The organism is Klebsiella sp. GL120222-02 (assembly GCF_003097195.1).
Lineage (GTDB): Bacteria > Pseudomonadota > Gammaproteobacteria > Enterobacterales > Enterobacteriaceae > Klebsiella > Klebsiella variicola.
Map to the genome: position 1 here is coordinate 207,519 of NZ_QEQO01000005.1, position 22,414 is coordinate 229,932.

General features: G+C 57.0%; 19 protein-coding genes. 16 read left to right on the forward strand and 3 right to left on the reverse strand.

What is annotated here, in order from left to right:
- The 3 genes from leuB to leuL all read right to left on the reverse strand — a co-directional run bounded on the left by leuB (position 1) and on the right by leuL (position 2,845).
- Positions 1 to 1,092: a 3-isopropylmalate dehydrogenase gene (leuB, locus tag N438_RS16955; RefSeq protein ID WP_008807444.1), complete on the reverse strand. Its 1,092-nt coding sequence runs from the start codon at positions 1,090 to 1,092 to the stop codon at positions 1 to 3.
- The gene (leuA, locus tag N438_RS16960) at positions 1,092 to 2,663 is read right to left on the reverse strand and encodes a 2-isopropylmalate synthase (protein WP_008807443.1); all 1,572 of its coding nucleotides are present in this window, start codon (positions 2,661 to 2,663) and stop codon (positions 1,092 to 1,094) included. The genes leuB and leuA overlap by 1 nt, the downstream gene beginning before the upstream one ends.
- Positions 2,664 to 2,758: 95 nt before the next feature.
- Positions 2,759 to 2,845 carry a leu operon leader peptide gene (gene leuL / locus N438_RS16965; RefSeq protein WP_004222662.1) on the reverse strand — a complete coding sequence of 29 codons (87 nt, stop codon included), beginning with the start codon at positions 2,843 to 2,845 and terminating at the stop codon, positions 2,759 to 2,761.
- Positions 2,846 to 3,457: 612 nt separating this feature from the next.
- Between leuL and leuO the strand changes: the two genes are divergently transcribed.
- The 16 genes from leuO (at position 3,458) to N438_RS17060 (ending at position 22,413) form a co-directional block, all read left to right on the forward strand.
- On the forward strand, positions 3,458 to 4,426 hold the full coding sequence (gene leuO, locus N438_RS16975; RefSeq protein WP_072121929.1) for a transcriptional regulator LeuO: 969 nt from the start codon (positions 3,458 to 3,460) through the stop codon (positions 4,424 to 4,426).
- Positions 4,427 to 4,820: 394 nt separating this feature from the next.
- Positions 4,821 to 6,545, forward strand: a complete 1,725-nt coding sequence (gene ilvI / locus N438_RS16985; protein WP_023297065.1) for an acetolactate synthase 3 large subunit — start codon at positions 4,821 to 4,823, stop codon at positions 6,543 to 6,545.
- 2 nt (positions 6,546 to 6,547) lie between these two features.
- Entirely contained in the window at positions 6,548 to 7,039 is a 492-nt protein-coding gene (gene ilvN / locus N438_RS16990; RefSeq protein ID WP_002888536.1) for an acetolactate synthase small subunit, read from the forward strand.
- 180 nt (positions 7,040 to 7,219) lie between these two features.
- Positions 7,220 to 8,224 (forward strand): catabolite repressor/activator, encoded by a 1,005-nt coding sequence (cra, locus tag N438_RS16995; RefSeq protein WP_004145952.1) that lies wholly within the window; start codon positions 7,220 to 7,222, stop codon positions 8,222 to 8,224.
- 640 nt (positions 8,225 to 8,864) lie between these two features.
- Positions 8,865 to 9,323, forward strand: a complete 459-nt coding sequence (gene mraZ / locus N438_RS17005) for a division/cell wall cluster transcriptional repressor MraZ (protein ID WP_012542858.1) — start codon at positions 8,865 to 8,867, stop codon at positions 9,321 to 9,323.
- A gap of 2 nt (positions 9,324 to 9,325) precedes the next feature.
- A complete protein-coding gene (gene rsmH / locus N438_RS17010) occupies positions 9,326 to 10,267 on the forward strand; it encodes a 16S rRNA (cytosine(1402)-N(4))-methyltransferase RsmH (RefSeq protein WP_008807438.1) in 942 nt (313 codons plus the stop codon).
- Complete coding sequence (gene ftsL, locus N438_RS17015; protein WP_002888550.1) at positions 10,264 to 10,629, forward strand: cell division protein FtsL; 366 nt, start codon at positions 10,264 to 10,266, stop codon at positions 10,627 to 10,629. The genes rsmH and ftsL overlap by 4 nt, the downstream gene beginning before the upstream one ends.
- Positions 10,630 to 10,644: 15 nt before the next feature.
- On the forward strand, positions 10,645 to 12,411 hold the full coding sequence (locus N438_RS17020; RefSeq protein ID WP_116696382.1) for a peptidoglycan glycosyltransferase FtsI: 1,767 nt from the start codon (positions 10,645 to 10,647) through the stop codon (positions 12,409 to 12,411).
- A complete protein-coding gene (murE, locus tag N438_RS17025) occupies positions 12,398 to 13,885 on the forward strand; it encodes a UDP-N-acetylmuramoyl-L-alanyl-D-glutamate--2,6-diaminopimelate ligase (protein ID WP_008807436.1) in 1,488 nt (495 codons plus the stop codon). The genes N438_RS17020 and murE overlap by 14 nt, the downstream gene beginning before the upstream one ends.
- Positions 13,882 to 15,240 (forward strand): UDP-N-acetylmuramoyl-tripeptide--D-alanyl-D-alanine ligase, encoded by a 1,359-nt coding sequence (gene murF, locus N438_RS17030; protein WP_012968939.1) that lies wholly within the window; start codon positions 13,882 to 13,884, stop codon positions 15,238 to 15,240. Before murE ends, murF begins: the two co-directional genes overlap by 4 nt.
- Positions 15,234 to 16,316 carry a phospho-N-acetylmuramoyl-pentapeptide-transferase gene (mraY, locus tag N438_RS17035; protein ID WP_008807434.1) on the forward strand — a complete coding sequence of 361 codons (1,083 nt, stop codon included), beginning with the start codon at positions 15,234 to 15,236 and terminating at the stop codon, positions 16,314 to 16,316. Before murF ends, mraY begins: the two co-directional genes overlap by 7 nt.
- Positions 16,317 to 16,318: 2 nt before the next feature.
- Positions 16,319 to 17,635: a UDP-N-acetylmuramoyl-L-alanine--D-glutamate ligase gene (gene murD / locus N438_RS17040; RefSeq protein WP_032756214.1), complete on the forward strand. Its 1,317-nt coding sequence runs from the start codon at positions 16,319 to 16,321 to the stop codon at positions 17,633 to 17,635.
- Positions 17,635 to 18,909 (forward strand): cell division protein FtsW, encoded by a 1,275-nt coding sequence (gene ftsW, locus N438_RS17045; RefSeq protein WP_004204337.1) that lies wholly within the window; start codon positions 17,635 to 17,637, stop codon positions 18,907 to 18,909. The genes murD and ftsW overlap by 1 nt, the downstream gene beginning before the upstream one ends.
- A complete protein-coding gene (murG, locus tag N438_RS17050) occupies positions 18,906 to 19,976 on the forward strand; it encodes an undecaprenyldiphospho-muramoylpentapeptide beta-N-acetylglucosaminyltransferase (RefSeq protein WP_008807432.1) in 1,071 nt (356 codons plus the stop codon). Before ftsW ends, murG begins: the two co-directional genes overlap by 4 nt.
- Positions 19,977 to 20,024: 48 nt before the next feature.
- Entirely contained in the window at positions 20,025 to 21,500 is a 1,476-nt protein-coding gene (murC, locus tag N438_RS17055; protein ID WP_008807431.1) for a UDP-N-acetylmuramate--L-alanine ligase, read from the forward strand.
- The gene (locus N438_RS17060; RefSeq protein WP_048267453.1) at positions 21,493 to 22,413 is read left to right on the forward strand and encodes a D-alanine--D-alanine ligase; all 921 of its coding nucleotides are present in this window, start codon (positions 21,493 to 21,495) and stop codon (positions 22,411 to 22,413) included. Before murC ends, N438_RS17060 begins: the two co-directional genes overlap by 8 nt.
- The last annotated feature ends 1 nt before the right edge of the window (position 22,414 follow it).

Consider the following 22,414-nt stretch of genomic DNA (forward strand, 5'->3'; position numbering starts at 1 on the left):
TTACACCCCTTCTGCGACATAGCGGGCAATGATATCGCCCATTTCATCAGTACTGACCGCCGCCGTTCCGCGCGCCAGGTCGCCGGTACGAACCCCTTCCTCTAAAGCACGGTTGATGGCGCTTTCAATGGCGGTCGCCGCTTCGTCAGCGTCGAGGCTGTAGCGCAGCAGCAGGGCCAGAGAGAGGATCTGCGCGATCGGGTTAGCGATATTTTTGCCCGCGATGTCCGGCGCCGAGCCGCCCGCTGGTTCATACAGGCCAAAACCTTGCTCGTTGAGGCTGGCGGACGGCAACATGCCCATAGAGCCGGTGATCATCGCGCACTCGTCGGAGAGGATGTCGCCAAACAGGTTGGAGCACAGCAGCACGTCGAACTGGGACGGATCTTTAATCAGTTGCATGGTGGCGTTATCGATATACATATGCGCCAGCTCAACGTCCGGATACTCCTTGCCGATCTCGGTGACGATTTCGCGCCACAGAATGGACGACTGCAGGACGTTGGCCTTATCGATGGAGGTCACTTTGTGACGACGCTTACGAGCGGATTCAAAAGCGATGCGCGCGATACGTTCGATTTCAAAGCGGTGATACACCTCGGTATCAAAGGCTTTCTCATGCTGACCGCTGCCTTCGCGGCCTTTTGGCTGGCCGAAGTAGATGCCGCCGGTCAGTTCGCGAACGCAGAGAATGTCGAAGCCGTTGGCAGCGATGTCGGCGCGCAGCGGGCAGAACTCCTCCAGCCCCTGGTACAGTTTGGCCGGACGCAGATTGCTGAACAGTTTGAAGTGCTTACGCAGCGGCAGCAGCGCACCGCGCTCTGGCTGCTCGGCGGGCGGCAGGTGTTCCCATTTCGGACCACCGACGGAGCCGAACAGGATCGCATCCGCCTGTTCGCATCCGGCGACGGTCGCCTGCGGCAGGGGAGTCCCCTGACGGTCAATAGCCGCCCCACCGACGTCATACTGGCTGGTGGTAATGTGCATGGCAAAACGTTGGCGCACGGCTTCCAGTACTTTCATCGCCTGGTTCATCACTTCCGGGCCAATGCCATCACCCGGCAAAACGGCAATATGGTAATTCTTCGACATTACACGGTTTCCTTATTGTTCTCTTTATTCTGAGCTTTGCGTTGCAATTCTTTTTCGACTTCGGCGGCGCGCCAGATGTTGTTCAGCACGTGAACCATGGCTTTTGCTGACGACTCAACGATATCTGTGGCCAGGCCAACCCCGTGGAAACGGCGGCCGTTGTAGTCAACGACGATATCCACCTGGCCCAGGGCGTCTTTGCCGTGGCCTTTCGCACTTAAGCCATACTTCACTAAATCAATGTTGTAGTTTGTCACGCGGTTAATAGCCTGGTAGATGGCGTCGACCGGACCGTTGCCATTAGCGGCTTCGGTTTTGATTTCATCCCCGCAGACCAGCTTGATTGAAGCGGTGGCGATATCGCTGGAGCCAGACTGGACGCTGAAGTAGTCCAGGCGGAAATGCTCCGGCTCTTCCTGCTGCTTGTTGATAAACGCCAGCGCTTCCAGATCGTAATCGAAGACCTGGCCTTTTTTGTCCGCCAGCTTCAGGAACGCGTCGTACAGATGATCCAGGTTGTAATCGCTCTCCTGGTAACCCATCTCTTCCATCCGGTGTTTCACCGCCGCGCGACCGGAGCGGGAAGTCAGGTTCAGCTGTACCTGGTTCAGGCCGATGGATTCCGGAGTCATGATTTCGTAGTTTTCGCGGTTCTTCAGTACGCCGTCCTGGTGGATGCCGGAGGAGTGGGCGAAGGCGCCGGTGCCGACGATGGCTTTGTTGGCCGGGATCGGCATATTGCAGATCTGGCTGACGGTCTGGCTGGTGCGCCAGATTTCATGATGATTAATGTTGGTGTGCACGTTCATGATGTCTTTGCGTACTTTGATCGCCATGATCACTTCTTCCAGCGCACAGTTGCCAGCGCGTTCGCCGATACCGTTCATCGCGCCTTCTACCTGGCGCGCACCGGCGTGGACCGCGGCGAGGGCGTTACCGACGGCGATGCCCAGGTCATCATGGGTGTGGACGGAAATAATCGCTTTGTCGATATTCGGCACGCGATCATACAGGCCGCTGATAATGTTGGCGTATTCGAACGGCATGGTGTAGCCGACGGTGTCCGGGATATTAATGGTGGTGGCGCCAGCGTTGATCGCCGCTTCCACGACGCGAGCCAGATCGGCAATCGGCGTGCGGCCGGCGTCTTCACAGGAGAATTCGACATCGTCAGTGTAGTTGCGCGCCCGCTTCACCATATAGATCGCGCGCTCAATCACTTCATCCAGCGTGCTGCGCAGTTTGGTGGCGATATGCATCGGCGAGGTCGCAATAAAGGTATGGATGCGGAAAGCTTCAGCCACCTTTAAGGATTCTGCTGCCACATCGATATCTTTCTCAACGCAGCGCGCCAGAGCGCAAACACGGCTGTTTTTGATGGTGCGTGCGATGCTTTGCACCGATTCAAAATCGCCCGGGGAAGAGACCGGGAAACCGACTTCCATTACGTCGACCCCCATACGCTCAAGGGCCAGAGCGATCTGCAGCTTCTCTTTGACACTCAGGCTTGCCTGTAACGCTTGTTCGCCATCACGTAAGGTCGTATCGAAAATAATGACTTGCTGGCTCATGGTTTGGATCCTTAGTCTGTGTCCTGGCGCCTTGTTGACGAGCATAAAAAAACCCGCGCCAAGGCGCGGGTTTTATAGTCTTGCTGGAAGATGACTTAACGCTGAACGTCGCCCAACAGCCTACCGCGCAAATGGCATGCGTTTAGTAGTAGTAGGCTGGTGATACGAGCGGTGCGAATCATTGCGTCAAACTCCAGATGAAATCGTTATGCTTTTAGAGTTACTGGATAGCCGTTTTAAAGTCAACCCCTGGCACGGAAAAAGCGTTATTGGCTCACGATGTGAATTAGCAAATTGTGCTGATGTAAGCCCTGTTTTGCCGAAGATCCTATTTTGGACAAAGGGAGGCGCGTCCTCATTTGTTTCATTTGAAAAAGTGCTTTGCATTCAACGCATCGCTCACGATGAACCGTGAACGAGGCGGCAAAAAAAGCTATCTGAATGAAAATATTATATTTATTTTCCTTATGAATGTATTTGCTCATTAGCGGATTATTTTTCAATGATAAGCAGTTGTTAATTTTATGAGGTTAAAAATAAAATACTTTATTATTGCTTAAGTTACAGTTAACTAGTGGTGTTGTTTTTATTTTTACGGATTATGGGTACACTCATCATCATTAAGTAACCGGTATGGTTTGAGCGGTTCATTTTCCTGGTAGTCCCGCTTTTTCACTGCCACTCATAGCCTTGATATATTCCTAAAAATCTCCTTTGCTATTTTGCAAATGTCATTTGCATGATAAATGATATTTTCGACGCTAATTATAGCGGTTTAGTAAAGGGAATTCATCGTGACGGCGGAATTAGATATGTTAATTGACACTCCAGAATATAAATCAGCCCCCGGACAGGAAGTCGTTAAACCTCAACTACGGATGGTTGATCTCAATCTGCTCACCGTTTTTGATGCGGTTATGCAAGAGCAGAATATCACCCGTGCCGCCCATACGCTCGGCATGTCTCAACCCGCGGTGAGTAACGCGGTTTCACGTCTGAAAGTGATGTTTAATGATGAGCTGTTTGTGCGCTATGGCCGCGGTATTCAGCCGACGGCGCGGGCCTATCAGCTTTTTGGTTCTGTGCGCCAGGCGCTGCAGCTGGTCCAAAACGAATTGCCGGGCTCCGGTTTTGAACCGCTAAGCAGTGAGCGCGTTTTCCATCTGTGCGTCTGCAGCCCGCTGGATAACATCCTGACGTCGGTTATTTTTAATAAAGTTGCGGAGATCGCACCCAATATTCATTTGGTCTTTAAATCCGCGCTGAATCAAAATACGGAACATCAGTTACGTTATCAGGAAACGGAATTTGTGATCGGTTATGAAGAGTTCCGTCGCCCTGAGTTTGCCTGCGTCCCGTTATTCAAAGACGAAATGGTTTTGGTGGCCAGTCGCAACCATCCCCGTATTTCCGGGCCGGTGATGGAGGCGGATATTTATCGTGAGGAGCATGCTACGGTGGCTCTCGATCGGTATGCCTCATTCAGTTTACCGTGGTATGACACGGCCGATAAACAGGCGCGTATCGCCTATCAGGGTAATGCGATGGTCAGCGTATTAAACGTGGTATCGCAAACTCAGATGGTGGCGATTGCCCCGCGCTGGCTGGCCAATGAGTTTGCCGATAAATTAGCCCTGCAAATATTACCTTTGCCGTTGAAGGTTAACAGCCGGACCTGCTATCTCTCGTGGCATGAAGCGGCTGGCCGCGATAAAGGCCATCAGTGGATGGAAGAGCTGCTGGTGGATATTTGCAAGCGCTGAGCCGATGGCAACGAGGGTAAAAGGAGCTTCGGCTCCTTTTTTTATATGATGTAAATTCGATAATGCAGAATTTTGTTCTGTTTGACCTGTTCGAGGCATTCGTTGGGTTCGTGAAAAATGGATCAATTCCTGCTATCACGCCTTTTCTCCGAGTATTTACCATTCCCTTTTCTTATCTCTGAAGCAATCCACCATATTTTCACTTCTCCGCTTTCTTTTCTTCTTATTACGGGGATAACACATTCCCTGCGGCGAATTGCCTGCCTGCTGGCGAGCAGTTATGGTAGTGGCATGCAGTCCATTCACCTCAGTGCGGAGGGTCTCTCCTCCGCATCGTGCGAGCGCGCGGAAATTGAGTTCCGCTGTCGTAAAACAATAAGCCTGGAGGCAAACCATGGAGATGTTGTCAGGAGCCGAGATGGTCGTCCAATCGCTTGTCGATCAGGGCGTCAAGCAAGTATTCGGCTATCCCGGAGGCGCAGTCCTCGATATCTATGATGCGTTACATACCCTTGGCGGTATCGATCATGTGCTGGTTCGCCACGAGCAGGCGGCAGTGCATATGGCGGATGGCCTGGCGCGGGCGACCGGCGAGGTTGGCGTCGTGCTGGTCACCTCTGGACCAGGGGCGACGAACGCCATCACCGGTATCGCGACGGCCTATATGGATTCCATTCCGCTGGTGATCCTCTCCGGGCAGGTGGCGACATCGCTGATCGGCTACGATGCCTTCCAGGAGTGCGACATGGTGGGGATTTCCCGTCCGGTGGTGAAGCACAGTTTCCTGGTGAAGCAGACCGAAGATATTCCCGGTGTCCTGAAGAAAGCCTTCTGGCTGGCGGCCAGCGGTCGCCCCGGACCGGTGGTGGTCGATCTACCGAAAGATATTCTCAATCCGGCGAAAAAGCTGCCGTACGCCTGGCCGGAGGCGGTGAGTATGCGTTCGTATAACCCGACCACCAGCGGTCATAAGGGACAGATTAAACGCGCCCTGCAGACCCTGGTGGCGGCGAGTAAGCCGGTCGTTTACGTCGGCGGCGGGGCGATCAATGCGCATTGCGAACCCCAGCTGCGTGAACTGGTGGAAAAGCTGAAGCTGCCGGTTGCTTCCTCCCTGATGGGGCTTGGCGCTTTCCCGGCGACGCACCCGCAGGCGCTGGGGATGCTGGGTATGCACGGCACCTATGAAGCCAACATGACCATGCACCATTCGGACGTCATTTTCGCCGTCGGCGTCCGCTTTGACGATCGGACCACCAACAATCTGGCCAAGTACTGTCCGAACGCGACGGTGCTGCATATTGATATCGATCCGACCTCGATCTCGAAAACCGTGCCGGCGGATGTGCCGATCGTCGGCGATGCCCGGCTGGTACTGGAGCAGATGCTGGAGCTACTGGACCAGGAAGAGACGCAGCAGCCGCTGGACGACATTCGCGACTGGTGGCAACAGATCGAGCAGTGGCGTGCCCGCCATTGTCTGCGCTACGACGACCGGAGCGATAAAATCAAACCGCAGGCGGTGATTGAAACTATCTGGCGGTTGACCCAGGGCGATGCCTACGTCACTTCCGATGTGGGCCAGCACCAGATGTTCGCCGCCCTGTATTACCCCTTCGACAAACCACGGCGCTGGATTAACTCCGGTGGTCTCGGCACCATGGGCTTTGGCCTACCGGCTGCGCTGGGGGTCAAAATGGCTCTGCCGGACGAAATGGTGGTCTGCGTGACCGGTGACGGCAGTATCCAGATGAACATTCAGGAACTCTCTACTGCGCTGCAGTATGAGTTACCGGTTCTGGTGCTTAACCTCAACAACCGCTATCTCGGGATGGTGAAGCAGTGGCAGGATATGCTCTATTCCGGGCGCCACTCCCAGTCCTATATGGAATCGCTGCCGGACTTTGTGCGTCTGGCGGAAGCCTATGGTCACGTCGGGATCCGCATCAGCGAGCCGCAGGAGCTGGAGTCAAAGCTTGCTGAAGCGCTGGAGCAGGTGCGTCAGCGCCGGCTGGTGTTTGTCGATGTCACCGTCGACGGCAGTGAGCATGTGTACCCCATGCAGATCCGCGGCGGCGGCATGGATGAGATGTGGTTGAGCAAAACGGAGAGGACCTGATTATGCGCCGGATATTATCGGTATTACTGGAAAACGAATCGGGCGCATTGTCCCGCGTTATCGGCCTCTTTTCCCAGCGCGGCTATAATATAGAAAGCCTGACTGTGGCGCCGACGGACGACCCTACGCTCTCCAGAATGACCATCCAGACCGTGGGCGATGAAAAAGCGATCGAGCAGATTGAAAAGCAGCTGCACAAGCTGGTGGATGTGCTGCGAGTCAGCGAATTGGGGCAGGGGGCCCATGTCGAACGCGAAATCATGCTGGTGAAGGTTCAGGCCAGCGGCTATGGCCGTGAAGAAGTGAAACGCAACACCGAAATCTTTCGCGGACAGATTATCGATGTGACGCCTTCTATCTATACCGTTCAGCTCGCCGGAACCAGTGATAAGCTTGATGCTTTCCTGGCTTCGCTGCGCGATGTCGCTCGGATCGTAGAAGTGGCTCGCTCCGGTGTGGTCGGCCTGTCTCGCGGTGATAAAATCATGCGCTGAGGATCGGGAACTGATGCAAAAATAGCCCGGCAGCGACTGTCGGGCTTTTTTTTTGCGAAATCAGTAGGAACTGTAAGCGAAAGCGGTTGCTGCGCTAACTATTCTGCGCTTAGATGTTATAAAAAGGGTTCCATACCTGAATAATGGTTATGTTTGGCACTTCTTACCCAAGGGGCAATTGTGAAACTGGATGAAATCGCCCGGCTGGCCGGTGTTTCAAGAACCACCGCGAGCTATGTGATTAATGGCAAAGCGAAGCAGTACCGCGTAAGCGATAAAACGGTCGAAAAGGTGATGGCTGTGGTGCGAGAGCATAACTATCATCCGAATGCGGTCGCCGCTGGCCTGCGTGCAGGACGCACACGATCTATCGGTCTGGTGATCCCGGATCTCGAAAATACCAGCTATACCCGCATTGCAAATTATCTCGAACGTCAGGCGCGTCAGCGCGGCTATCAGCTGCTGATTGCCTGTTCGGAGGATCAACCCGATAACGAGATGCGCTGCATTGAGCATCTGCTGCAGCGCCAGGTGGACGCTATCATTGTCTCTACCTCGCTGCCGCCGGAGCACCCTTTCTATCAACGCTGGGCTAACGATCCGTTTCCGATTGTCGCGCTTGACCGCGCTCTTGACCGCGAGCATTTCACCAGTGTGGTCGGCGCTGATCAGGATGACGCTGAAATGCTCGCTGCCGAGCTGCGGACCTTCCCTGGCGAAACGGTACTTTATCTCGGCGCGCTGCCGGAACTGTCGGTGAGCTTCCTGCGCGAGCAGGGCTTCCGCAAAGCCTGGCAGGACGATCCGCGCGAGGTGCATTATCTCTATGCCAACAGCTATGAGCGCGAAGCGGCGGCTCAGCTGTTTGAGAAATGGCTTGAAACCCATCCGATGCCTCAGGCGCTGTTTACTACCTCTTTCCCGTTGCTGCAGGGCGTGATGGATGTGACGCTGCGCCGTGAGGGCAAACTGCCCTCCGAACTGGCGATCGCCACCTTCGGCGATAATGAGCTGCTCGATTTTCTGCAGTGCCCGGTGCTGGCGGTGGCTCAGCGCCATCGCGATGTCGCTGAGCGGGTGCTGGAGATCGTCCTCGCCAGCCTCGATGAACCGCGCAAGCCAAAGCCGGGCCTGAGCCGTATTCGCCGTAATCTCTATCGTCGCGGTAGCCTGAATCGCCGCTAAGCGCGCACTATCGCCAGAGCCCAGGAATATTCCTGGCGGGCCTGCCGGAAAGCAGGCCTTTGGCGATTAATCAGGCAATTGACGTCCAAAATGCAAAACTGAATATATTTCAGACAAATCCTTAAACTTCTTTACGTGTTATTTTGTTTAATTCGCTGGCAATCGTTTTGTTACTCAAAACGGGACACAAAAAATGATTGCGCAGGCTTTAATTGTATTATTTTGTTACATTCACCAGGTTAATTGCTGAATTAACACTCATTTTGTACGCCCCAGCCTTTCTCTTCTGCCCTATCCCGCGTCTGGTCCGCCCCTCAGCCAGCAACAGGTACTGTTAACGACCGGCATAATGGCCTAAAATGCCGCTCGCGTCGCAAACTGACACTTTATATTTTCCCGCCGAAGATATTTTGTTGTTTATAACTGTTACGAGTTTGTTGGTTATTTTCTTACACGTATTCATAACGTTAATTTGCCTCGCCTGTTGATGATTTTTTCATCAGGGCTAATGTCGGCTGTAAATAATGGGTTTTTGAGCTCTGTTGGCATCCGTGCTGGCTTGACAAGCTTTTCCTCCGCTCCGTAAACTCCTTCTGGTGGGAATTTGTGGGATAAAGTGGCGAAAAGGGGTGAGGCTGGCATGTTCCGTGGAGCAACGTTGGTCAATCTCGACAGCAAAGGCCGCCTGGCCGTGCCAACGCGCTATCGCGATGGGCTGATCGAGGACGCTGCCGGTCAATTGGTATGCACCATTGACATTCATCACCCGTGCCTGCTGCTTTATCCATTGCCTGAATGGGAAATCATCGAGCAGAAATTGTCGCGTTTATCGAGCATGAATCCCGTTGAGCGGCGCGTACAGCGTTTGCTTCTGGGTCATGCCAGCGAATGTCAGATGGATAATGCCGGACGATTGCTCATCGCGCCGGTGTTACGGCAGCATGCCGGGCTGACAAAAGAAGTGATGCTGGTCGGGCAGTTTAATAAGTTTGAACTGTGGGATGAAACGACCTGGTATCAACGGGTCAAGGAAGATATCGACGCTGAGCAGTCCGCGACCGGTGAACTGTCGGAGCGCCTGCAGGATTTGTCCTTATAAAAATGATGGAAAATTATAAACATACTACGGTACTTCTGGATGAAGCCGTCAACGGCCTCAATATTCGTCCAGACGGTATCTATATTGATGGTACTTTTGGCCGCGGTGGTCACTCGCGCCTGATCCTCTCCCGGCTGGGAGCGGAAGGACGCTTGCTGGCAATCGATCGCGATCCACAGGCGATTGCCGTCGCGAAAACCATCGATGATCCCCGCTTTTCCATCGTACATGGTCCTTTTTCACAGCTCGCTGACTACGTCGACGAGCGTAATCTTACCGGTAAGATCGACGGTATTCTGCTCGATCTCGGCGTCTCTTCCCCGCAGCTTGACGATGCGGAACGCGGCTTTTCCTTTATGCGCGACGGGCCGCTGGACATGCGCATGGATCCGACGCGCGGTCAGTCCGCGGCCGAGTGGCTGCAGACGGCAGAAGAAGCCGATATCGCCTGGGTGATTAAAACCTTCGGCGAAGAGCGTTTCGGTAAACGTATCGCCCGCGCGATCGTCGAACGTAACCGTATTGAACCGATGACCCGCACCAAAGAGCTGGCGGAGGTCATTGCTGCGGCGATGCCGGTAAAAGATAAGCATAAACATCCCGCGACCCGTACCTTCCAGGCGGTGCGCATATGGGTAAACAGTGAACTGGAGGAGATAGAGCAGGCGCTAAAAAGCTCGCTCAGCGTGCTGGCCCCGGGTGGGCGGCTATCGATCATTAGTTTTCATTCGCTGGAAGATCGCATTGTGAAGCGCTTTATGCGTGAACAAAGCCGCGGTCCGCAGGTTCCGGCGGGAATACCGATGACCGAAGCGCAGCTCAAAAAACTGGGCGGCCGTGAGTTACGAGCACTAGGCAAGTTGATGCCGGGCGAAGAAGAGGTGGCAGAGAATCCACGTGCCCGTAGTTCAGTGCTGCGTATTGCAGAGAGGACGAACGCATGATCGGCAGAGTGACAGAGGCCTTAAGCAAGGTTAAAGGGTCGATTGGAAGCAACGAGCGCCATGCTTTGCCTGGCGTGATCGGGGACGACCTTCTGCGGTTTGGGAAACTGCCACTCTGCCTGTTCATTTGCATCATTATTACGGCGATTACCGTGGTCACCACCGCGCACCATACGCGCCTGCTGACCGCGCAGCGTGAACAACTGGTTCTGGAACGCGACGCCCTGGATATCGAGTGGCGCAACCTGATCCTCGAAGAGAACGCGCTCGGCGATCACAGTCGGGTTGAGCGGATCGCGACCGAGAAGTTGCAGATGCAACACGTCGATCCATCACAAGAAAATATCGTTGTACAGAAATAAGGATTATTGCGACGGATGAAAGCAGCGCCAAAAACGCCAAAAGCAAAGCGTCAGGAAGAACAGGCCAACTTTATCAGTTGGCGTTTTGCGTTGCTGTGCGGCTGTATTCTGCTGGCGCTGACTTTCCTGCTGGGTCGTGTCGCCTGGCTCCAGGTGGTCAGCCCCGACATGCTGGTGCGTCAGGGCGATATGCGCTCGCTGCGCGTCCAGGAAGTGTCTACCGCGCGCGGGATGATTACCGACCGCTCCGGGCGGCCGCTGGCGGTCAGCGTACCGGTGAAGGCTATCTGGGCCGATCCGAAGGAGCTGCATGATGCTGGCGGGATCACCCTGGATACGCGCTGGAAGGCGCTGGCGGACGCCCTCAATATGCCGCTGGATCAGCTGGCAACGCGCATCAATACCAATCCGCGGATGCGTTTTATCTATCTGGCGCGTCAGGTAAACCCTGACATGGCCGACTACATCAAAAAGCTAAAGCTGCCGGGCATTCATCTGCGTGAAGAGTCCCGTCGTTATTACCCTTCCGGAGAAGTGACTGCTCACCTCATTGGCTTTACCAACGTCGACAGCCAGGGGATTGAAGGGGTCGAAAAAAGCTTTGATAAATGGCTTACCGGCCAGCCGGGCGAGCGTATCGTGCGTAAAGACCGCTATGGCCGGGTCATTGAAGATATCTCTTCTACCGACAGCCAGGCGGCGCACAACCTGGCGCTGAGCATCGACGAACGTCTGCAGGCGCTGGTCTATCGCGAGCTGAACAACGCCGTGGCCTTTAACAAAGCCGAGTCGGGCAGCGCCGTGTTAGTGGACGTTAACACCGGGGAAGTGCTGGCGATGGCCAACAGCCCCTCCTATAACCCGAACAACTTCGCCGGTACGGCGAAAGACACCATGCGTAACCGCGCTATCACCGACGTATTCGAACCGGGTTCGACGGTGAAACCGATGGTGGTGATGACGGCGCTGCAGCGCGGCATCGTCAACGAAAATACCGTGCTGAATACCATTCCCTATCGAATTAACGGCCACGAAATCAAAGACGTGGCGCGTTATAGCGAATTGACCCTGACCGGGGTGCTACAGAAGTCGAGTAACGTCGGTGTTTCTAAGCTGGCGTTAGCGATGCCGTCCTCAGCGTTAGTAGATACTTACTCACGTTTTGGGCTTGGAAAGGCGACCAATTTGGGGTTGGTCGGAGAACGCAGTGGCTTATATCCTCAAAAACAACGGTGGTCTGACATAGAGAGGGCCACCTTTTCTTTCGGCTACGGGCTAATGGTAACCCCGTTACAGTTAGCGCGAGTCTACGCAACGATTGGCAGCTATGGCATCTATCGCCCGCTGTCAATTACCAAGGTTGATCCACCGGTTCCGGGCGAGCGCGTCTTCCCGGAATCACTCGTTCGTACCGTCGTTCATATGATGGAAAGCGTGGCGCTGCCCGGCGGCGGCGGCGTGAAAGCGGCGATCAAAGGCTATCGCATCGCGATTAAAACCGGTACGGCGAAAAAAGTGGGGCCGGATGGCCGCTATATCAACAAATATATTGCTTACACCGCAGGCGTTGCGCCCGCCAGCCATCCGCGCTTCGCGCTGGTGGTGGTGATCAACGACCCGCAGGCAGGTAAATACTACGGTGGCGCCGTTTCCGCGCCGGTCTTCGGTGCCATCATGGGCGGCGTATTGCGCACCATGAACATTGAGCCGGATGCGCTGGCAACGGGCGAAAAAAGTGAATTTGTAATTAATCAAGGCGAGGGAACAGGTGGCAGATCGTAATTTGCGCGACCTACTCGCTCCGTGGGTGCCAAACGCACCGGAGCGCATTCTGCGAGAGATGACGCTGGACAGCCGGGTGGCTGCTTCCGGCGATCTCTTTATCGCGGTACAGGGTCATCAGGCGGACGGGCGTCGTTATATCCCGCAGGCGATAGCGCAAGGTGTGGCTGCCATTATTGCTGAAGCGCAGGGCGAGGCTGAAGACGGTGAGATCCGTGAAATGCACGGCGTGCCGGTTATTTACCTGAGCCAGCTTAACGAACGCTTATCGGCGCTGGCCGGGCGTTTTTATCATCAGCCGTCGCAGCAGCTGCGTCTGGTGGGCGTCACCGGTACTAACGGTAAAACGACCACCACTCAACTGCTGGCGCAGTGGGCGAAGCTGCTCGGCGAAACCAGCGCAGTGATGGGGACCGTTGGCAACGGCCTGCTGGATAAAGTCGTGCCGACCGAAAATACCACCGGTTCTGCGGTAGACGTTCAGCATGTGCTCTCCAGTCTGGTCGGGCAGGGGGCAACCTTCGGCGCGATGGAAGTCTCTTCCCACGGTCTGGTGCAACACCGCGTGGCGGCGCTGCAGTTTGCCGCCTCGGTGTTTACCAATCTGAGCCGCGACCACCTCGACTACCATGGCGACATGGAGCACTACGAAGCGGCGAAATGGCTGCTGTACTCGACCCACCATTGCGGCCAGGCCATCGTCAACGCTGACGATGAAGTGGGGCGTCGCTGGCTGGCGAAGCTGCCGGATGCGGTGGCGGTGTCGATGGAAGATCATATCAATCCGAACTGCCACGGCCGCTGGCTGAAGGCCACCGCGGTCAACTATCACGACAGCGGCGCGACCATTCAGTTTGACTCCAGCTGGGGCAACGGTGAAATCGAAAGCCGCCTGATGGGCGCCTTTAACGTCAGCAACCTGCTGCTGGCGCTGGCGACGCTGCTGGCGCTGGGCTATCCGCTGGCCGATCTGCTGAAAACCGCAGCGCGTTTACAGCCGGTATGCGGCCGTATGGAAGTGTTCAGCGCGCCCGGTAAACCGGCCGTGGTGGTGGATTACGCCCATACGCCTGACGCGCTGGAAAAAGCGCTGCAGGCCGCGCGCCTGCACTGCAGCGGCAAGCTGTGGTGCGTTTTCGGCTGCGGCGGCGACCGTGACAAAGGCAAGCGTCCGCTGATGGGCGCTATCGCTGAAGAATTTGCCGACATCGTGGTGGTCACTGATGACAACCCGCGCACCGAAGAGCCGCGGGCGATTATCAACGATATTCTGGCCGGCATGCTCGATGCGGGTCATGCGAAGGTGATGGAAGGCCGCGCGGAAGCGGTCACCAACGCCGTGATGCAGGCGAAAGAGAACGACGTGGTGCTGGTGGCGGGTAAAGGCCATGAAGATTACCAGATCGTCGGCAATCGCCGTCTGGATTATTCCGACCGCGTCACCGTCGCGCGTCTGCTGGGAGCGGTAGCATGATTCGCTTTACGTTAAGCCAGCTCGCCGCGATCGCCCATGGCGAACGGCAGGGTAGCGACATCGCTATCGACGAGGTGACCTCCGATACCCGTAAAGTGACGGCGGGCTGCCTGTTTGTGGCGCTGAAAGGCGAGCGTTTCGACGCTCATGATTTTGCCGAACAGGCGAAAGCAGCTGGCGCCGGCGCGCTGCTGGTGAGCCGTCCGCTGGCCTGCGATCTCCCGCAGGTGATCGTGAAAGATACCCGCCAGGCTTTCGGCGAGTTAGCCGCCTGGGTGCGTCAGCAGGTACCGACCCGCGTCGTCGCCTTGACCGGCTCGTCCGGTAAAACCTCGGTCAAAGAGATGACCGCGGCGATCCTTAGCCAGTGCGGCAACACACTGTATACCGCTGGCAACCTGAACAACGATATCGGTGTACCGATGACGCTGCTGCGCCTGACTAAAGAGCATCAGTACGCGGTGATCGAACTCGGCGCCAACCACCAGGGCGAAATCGCCTGGACCGTCAGCCTGACGCGTCCGGAAGCCGCGCTGGTCAACAACCTTGCTGCGGCGCACCTCGAAGGTTTCGGCTCGCTGGCGGGCGTGGCGAAGGCGAAGGGCGAAATCTATACCGGTCTGCCGGAAAACGGCATCGCCATTCTCAATGCTGATAACAACGACTGGCTGAACTGGCAGGCGGTGATTGGCGATCGCAAAGTGTGGCGCTTCTCACCGAATGCGGCCAACAGCGACTTCACGGCGACCAACGTGCAGATCACCAGCCACGGTACCGAATTTACGCTGCAGACCCCAACCGGCAACGTTGACGTCCTGCTGCCGCTGCCGGGACGCCATAACATCGCTAACGCGCTGGCGGCGACCTCGCTGGCGATGGCGGTAGGCGCCGATCTGGCGGCGGTAAAAGCCGGTCTGGCGCAGCTGAAGGCCGTTCCGGGGCGTCTGTTCCCGATCCGGCTGACGGAGAGCCAGCTGCTGCTGGATGACTCCTACAACGCCAACGTTGGTTCGATGACCGCGGCGGTGCAGGTACTGTCAGAGATGCCCGGCTTCCGGGCGATGGTGGTCGGCGATATGGCGGAGCTTGGCGCGGAAAGCGCGGCCTGCCATCGCGAAGTCGGCGAGGCAGCGAAAGCGGCGGGGCTGGATTGCGTCCTCAGCGTCGGCACCTTGAGCGCGGATATCAGCCGCGCCAGCGGCGTGGGCGAACATTTTAATGATAAAGCCGCAGTAGTGGCTCGCCTGCGCGAGCTGCTGGCGGAGCACAAGATAATGACCATTTTAGTGAAGGGTTCACGTAGTGCCGCCATGGAAGAGGTAGTACGCGCATTACAGGAGACTGGGACATGTTAGTATGGCTGGCCGAACATTTGGTCAAATATTATTCCGGCTTTAACGTCTTTTCTTATCTGACGTTTCGCGCCATCGTCAGCCTGCTGACCGCGCTGTTCATCTCGTTGTGGATGGGCCCGCGCATGATCGCCCGTCTGCAAAAACTCTCCTTCGGCCAGGTCGTACGTAACGACGGTCCGGAGTCCCACTTCAGCAAACGCGGCACGCCGACCATGGGGGGGATCATGATCCTCACTGCGATCACCGTCTCCGTTCTGCTGTGGGCTTACCCCTCCAACCCGTACGTCTGGTGCGTACTGACGGTATTAATCGGCTACGGGATCATCGGCTTTGTTGATGATTACCGTAAAGTCGTGCGCAAAGATACCAAAGGCCTGATCGCCCGCTGGAAGTATTTCTGGATGTCGGTGATCGCGCTGGGCGTGGCGTTCGCGCTCTATCTGGCCGGGAAAGACACCCCGGCGACCGAGCTGGTGGTGCCATTCTTTAAAGACGTGATGCCGCAGCTGGGCCTGCTCTATATCCTGCTGGCTTACTTCGTTATCGTCGGTACCGGCAATGCGGTCAACCTGACCGATGGCCTCGACGGCCTGGCGATTATGCCGACCGTCTTCGTCGCTGCCGGCTTTGCGCTGGTGGCATGGGCCACCGGCAACATGAACTTCGCCAACTACCTGCACATTCCCTATCTGCGCCATGCTGGCGAGCTGGTGATCGTCTGTACGGCGATTGTCGGCGCGGGTCTGGGCTTCCTGTGGTTTAACACCTATCCGGCGCAGGTCTTTATGGGCGACGTCGGTTCGCTGGCGCTCGGCGGCGCGCTGGGCATTATCGCCGTGCTGCTGCGTCAGGAATTCCTGCTGGTGATTATGGGCGGTGTTTTCGTCGTGGAGACTCTGTCGGTGATCCTGCAGGTTGGCTCCTTTAAGCTGCGCGGTCAGCGCATCTTCCGTATGGCGCCGATTCACCATCACTATGAACTGAAGGGCTGGCCGGAGCCGCGCGTTATCGTGCGCTTCTGGATTATTTCGCTGATGCTGGTGCTGATTGGCCTGGCGACGCTGAAGGTACGTTAATCATGGCAGATTATCAGGGTAAAAAAGTCGTCATTATTGGGCTGGGTATGACCGGCCTGTCATGCGTGGACTTTTTCATGGCGCGCGGCGTGACGCCGCGTGTAATGGACACCCGCGTCGCGCCTCCGGGGCTGGATAAATTACCCGAATCGGTCGAATGCCATGTCGGCGGACTCAATGATACCTGGCTGCTGGCGGCGGATCTGATTGTCGCCAGTCCCGGCATCGCGCTGGCCCATCCTTCACTGAGCGCGGCAGCCGATGCAGGCGTAGAGATCGTTGGTGATATCGAGCTGTTCTGCCGCGAGGCGCAGGCGCCGATTATCGCCATTACCGGCTCTAACGGCAAAAGCACTGTCACTACTCTGGTGGGCGAGATGGCGAAAGCGGCCGGGGTTAACGTCGGCGTGGGCGGTAATATCGGCCTGCCGGCGCTGATGCTGCTGGACACCGATCGTGAGCTATATGTGCTGGAGCTCTCCAGCTTCCAGCTGGAAACGACCTCCAGTCTGCAGGCTGTGGCGGCAACCATCCTCAACGTGACTGAGGACCATATGGACCGCTACCCGCTGGGGCTGCAGCAGTATCGCGCGGCGAAGCTGCGGATTTACGAGAATGCAAAAACCTGCGTGGTGAACGCGGACGATGCGCTCACGATGCCGGTACGCGGGGCGGACGATCGCTGCATCAGCTTTGGTGTCGATGTCGGTGACTACCACCTTAACCGTCAGCAGGGCGAAACCTGGCTGCGCGTTAAAGGTGAGAAAGTCCTCAATGTGAAAGAGATGCCTCTCACCGGTCAGCATAACTACAGCAACGCCCTGGCGGCACTGGCGCTGGCCGATGCCGCGGGCCTGCCGCGGGCCAGTAGCCTCAAGGCATTAACCACCTTCACTGGTCTGGCCCATCGCTTTCAGCTGGTGCTGGATCACAACGGCGTACGCTGGATTAACGACTCGAAGGCAACCAACGTCGGCAGCACCGAGGCGGCGCTGAACGGCCTGCAGCTGGATGGCACGCTGTATCTGCTGCTGGGCGGCGACGGCAAGTCCGCTGATTTTACCCCGCTGAAGCGCTACCTCGGCGGCGATCGTATTCGCTTGTACTGTTTTGGTCGCGATGGCGCCGAGCTCGCTGAGCTGCGTCCTGACGTGGCGGTACAAACTGAGACCATGGAACAGGCGATGCGTCAAATTGCATCTCTGGTGAAAGCGGGCGACATGGTGCTCCTGTCGCCGGCGTGCGCCAGCCTGGATCAGTTTAAGAATTTTGAACAACGGGGCGATATGTTTGCCCGTCTGGCGAAGGAGTTAGGTTGATGCGTTTCTCTCTCCCACGCCTGAGAATGCCGCAGCTGAGCTTGCCTCGGTTGAGACTGCCGCGACTGCCGGGGATGTTTATCTTCGCCTGGCTGTTCGCCGCGCTAAAAGGCTGGGTGATGGGCTCGCGCCCGAAAGATAACGACAGTCTGGTGATGTATGACCGGATGCTGCTATGGCTGACCTTCGGCCTGGCGGCGATCGGCTTTATCATGGTGACCTCGGCGTCGATGCCGGTGGGGCAGCGCCTGGCGAACGATCCTTTCCTCTTTGCCAAGCGTGACGGCCTGTACATTGTGCTGGCCTTTGTCCTCGCGCTGGTGACGCTGCGCCTGCCGATGGATTTCTGGCAGCGCCACAGTACCGCGATGCTGATCGCTTCGATCGTTATGCTGCTGATCGTGCTGGTGGTGGGCAGCTCGGTAAACGGGGCATCGCGCTGGATCGCCCTTGGCCCGCTGCGTATTCAGCCGGCGGAGTTCACCAAGCTGTCGCTGTTCTGCTATATCGCCAATTATCTTGTGCGTAAAGCGGATGAAGTGCGTAACAACCTGCGCGGGTTCTTAAAACCGATGGGCGTGATTTTCGTGCTGGCGATCCTGCTGCTGGCGCAGCCTGACCTCGGTACCGTGGTAGTGCTGTTCGTCACCACGCTGGCGATGCTCTTCCTTGCTGGCGCGAAACTGTGGCAGTTCATCGCCATTATCGGCATGGGTATCTCGGCGGTGGTCCTGCTGATCCTCGCCGAACCGTACCGTATTCGCCGCGTGACCTCCTTCTGGAACCCATGGGAAGACCCGTTCGGCAGTGGTTACCAGCTGACCCAGTCGCTTATGGCCTTTGGCCGCGGCGAGATGTGGGGGCAGGGCCTCGGCAACTCAGTGCAAAAACTGGAGTATTTGCCGGAAGCGCACACTGACTTTATCTTCGCCATTATCGGCGAAGAACTCGGTTATATCGGTGTGGTACTGGCGCTTTTAATGGTATTCTTCGTCGCTTTCCGCGCCATGTCGATTGGCCGTAAAGCGCTGGAGATCGATCATCGCTTCTCCGGCTTCCTCGCCTGTGCGATTGGTATCTGGTTTAGCTTCCAGGCGTTAGTTAACGTCGGGGCGGCGGCGGGGATGCTGCCGACGAAAGGTCTGACGCTGCCGCTGATCAGTTATGGTGGTTCCAGTCTGCTGATTATGTCGACGGCCATCATGTTGTTGTTGCGAATAGATTATGAAACGCGTCTGGAAAAAGCCCAGGCGTTTACACGGGGTGTTCGATGAGCGGTCAGGAAAAGCGGTTGATGGTGATGGCGGGCGGTACCGGCGGGCATGTGTTCCCGGGGCTGGCGGTCGCGCACCATTTAATGGACCAGGGCTGGCAGGTTCGCTGGCTGGGTACCGCCGATCGTATGGAAGCGGATTTAGTGCCGAAAAACGGCATCGAGATTGATTTTATCCGTATCTCCGGCCTGCGTGGCAAAGGGATAAAAGCGCAACTGTTAGCGCCGGTGCGTATCTTCAACGCCTGGCGTCAGGCGCGAGCGATCATGAAGCGTTTCCAGCCGGATGTGGTGCTGGGCATGGGCGGCTATGTCTCCGGGCCTGGCGGTCTGGCGGCGTGGTCGTTGGGGATCCCGGTGGTCCTCCACGAACAAAACGGTATTGCCGGTCTGACCAACAAATGGCTGGCAAAGATTGCGAAGAAAGTGATGCAGGCGTTTCCCGGCGCGTTCCCGCATGCGGACGTGGTCGGAAACCCGGTGCGTACCGATGTACTGGCGCTGCCGCTGCCGGGTCAGAGACTGGTGGGGCGTCATGGACCGATTCGCGTGCTGGTGGTCGGTGGCTCTCAGGGCGCGCGCGTCCTGAACCAGACTATGCCGCAGGTGGCGGCGAAGCTCGGTGATGCGGTGACCATCTGGCATCAGAGCGGCAAAGGCGGTCAGCAAACCGTGCAACAGGCCTATGCCGCTGCGGGGCAGCCGCAGCATAAAGTGACGGAATTTATTGATGACATGGCCGCGGCCTATGCCTGGGCTGATGTCGTGGTTTGCCGTTCCGGCGCGCTGACGGTCAGCGAAATCGCGGCTGCAGGTTTACCGGCGCTGTTTGTACCCTTCCAGCACAAAGATCGTCAGCAGTACTGGAATGCGCTGCCGCTGGAGAAAGCCGGCGCGGCGAAAATTCTTGAACAGCCTGAGTTCACGGTAGAGGCGGTTGCCTCTACCCTGGCGAGCTGGGATCGGGAAACGTTGCTGGATATGGCGGAACGAGCGCGTGGCGCTTCGATTCCGGACGCTACTGAGCGAGTAGCAGAAGAGGTCAGCGCCGTAGCTTTGGCGCGCTAATTGCGGTGATTTTCACCGCCCGAATGACAGAAGTTGATGGCGTAAAGAATGAATACACAAGATTTGGCAAAACTGCGTTCCATAGTGCCCGAGATGCGTCGCGTCCGGCACATTCACTTTGTCGGCATCGGCGGTGCCGGTATGGGCGGTATTGCCGAAGTGTTGGCTAATGAAGGTTACCAGATCAGCGGCTCCGACCTGGCGCCGAATCCGGTGACCCAGCAGCTGTCGCAGCTTGGCGCCACTATTTATTTCAACCATCGCCCGGAAAACGTGCGCGATGCCAGCGTTGTGGTCGTTTCCAGCGCGATTTCCGCAGATAACCCGGAAATCGTTGCCGCACACGAAGCGCGCATTCCGGTGATCCGCCGTGCGGAAATGCTGGCGGAGCTGATGCGCTTCCGCCACGGGATTGCGATTGCCGGAACTCACGGCAAAACCACTACCACCGCGATGGTGTCCAGTATTTACGCCGAAGCCGGGCTCGACCCGACCTTCGTCAACGGCGGGCTGGTGAAAGCGGCGGGCGTGCATGCCCGTCTCGGCCATAGCCGTTATCTGATTGCGGAAGCGGATGAGAGCGATGCGTCGTTCCTGCATCTGCAGCCGATGGTCGCGATTGTGACCAACATCGAAGCCGACCATATGGATACCTACCATGGCGACTTCGAAAATCTGAAGCAGACCTTTATTAACTTCCTGCACAACCTGCCGTTCTACGGACGCGCGGTGATGTGCGTGGACGATCCGGTTATTCGTGAACTGCTGCCGCGCGTAGGCCGGCAGATCACCACCTACGGTTTTAGCGACGACGCCGACGTTCGCGTCGAGGACTACCGTCAGCTTGGGGCTCAAGGCCATTTTCGCCTGGTGCGTCAGGATAAAGAGATCCTGCAGGTCACGCTCAATGCCCCGGGTCGCCATAACGCGCTGAACGCGGCGGCGGCGGTGGCCGTGGCGACGGAAGAGGGAATTGACGACCAGGCGATCCTGCGCGCGCTGGAAAGTTTCCAGGGAACCGGACGCCGCTTTGATTTTCTTGGCGAGTTTCCGCTGGCGGAAGTCAACGGCAAGCCGGGCAGCGCGATGCTGATCGATGACTACGGCCACCACCCGACGGAAGTGGACGCCACCATCAAAGCCGCGCGCGCTGGCTGGCCGGATAAAAATCTGGTGATGCTGTTCCAGCCGCACCGTTATACCCGTACCCGCGATCTGTATGACGATTTCGCCAACGTGCTGACCCAGGTCGATGCGCTGCTGATGCTGGATGTCTATCCGGCGGGCGAAGCGCCGATCCCGGGCGCCGATAGCCGCTCACTGTGCCGTACGATCCGCGGTCGCGGTAAAGTTGACCCAATCCTGGTCTCTGACCCGGCCCAGGCCGCGGAGATGCTGGCGTCGGTGCTGACCGGTAACGATTTAGTGCTGGTGCAGGGCGCGGGCAATATCGGAAAAATTGCCCGTCACCTGGCTGAAATCAAACTGGCTCCGCAAAAAACGGAGGAAGAGCGCCATGGCTGATAAAATCGCGGTGCTTTTCGGTGGAACCTCCGCTGAACGTGAAGTGTCGCTGAATTCAGGCGCCGCGGTGCTGGCCGGGCTGCGTGAAGGCGGGGTGGATGCCCATCCGGTCGACCCGCGCGACGTCGATGTTACCCAGTTAAAAAATCTGGGCTTTAAGAAAGCGTTTATTGCCCTTCATGGCCGCGGTGGGGAAGATGGCACGCTGCAGGGGCTGCTGGATCTGATCCAGGTGCCTTATACCGGCAGCGGGGTGATGGCCTCCGCGCTGTCGATGGATAAACTGCGCAGCAAATGGCTGTGGCAGGGGGCGGGATTGCCGGTCGCGCCGTGGGTCGCGCTGACCCGCGCCCAGTTTACTGCAGGACTTTCTGCTGCCGTTGAACAACAGATTGCGGCGCTGGGCCTGCCGGTCATCATCAAGCCGAGCCGTGAAGGCTCCAGCGTTGGGATGTCGAAAGTCAGCGAAAGCTGTGATTTACCGAGTGCATTGGCGCTGGCTTTTCAGCATGATGATGAAGTTTTGGTCGAAAAATGGCTTAGTGGGCCGGAATTTACCGTCGCCATCGTCGGTGAAGAAATTTTACCGTCAATACGTATCCAGGCCGCGGGAACCTTCTATGATTATGAGGCGAAGTATCTGTCTGATGAGACGCAATATTTCTGCCCTGGATTTGAAGATCCCGCGCGTGAGTCAGACATCCAGAGCCTGGTGCTTAAAGCCTGGAATGTTCTGGGTTGTAAAGGCTGGGGCCGTATTGACGTGATGCTGGACAGCGATGGCCAGTTTTATCTGCTGGAAGCAAATACTTCCCCGGGCATGACCAGCCATAGCCTTGTACCGATGGCGGCGCGTCAGGCAGGAATGAGCTTCTCCCAGCTTGTTGTACGAATTCTGGACCTGGCGGGGTGAT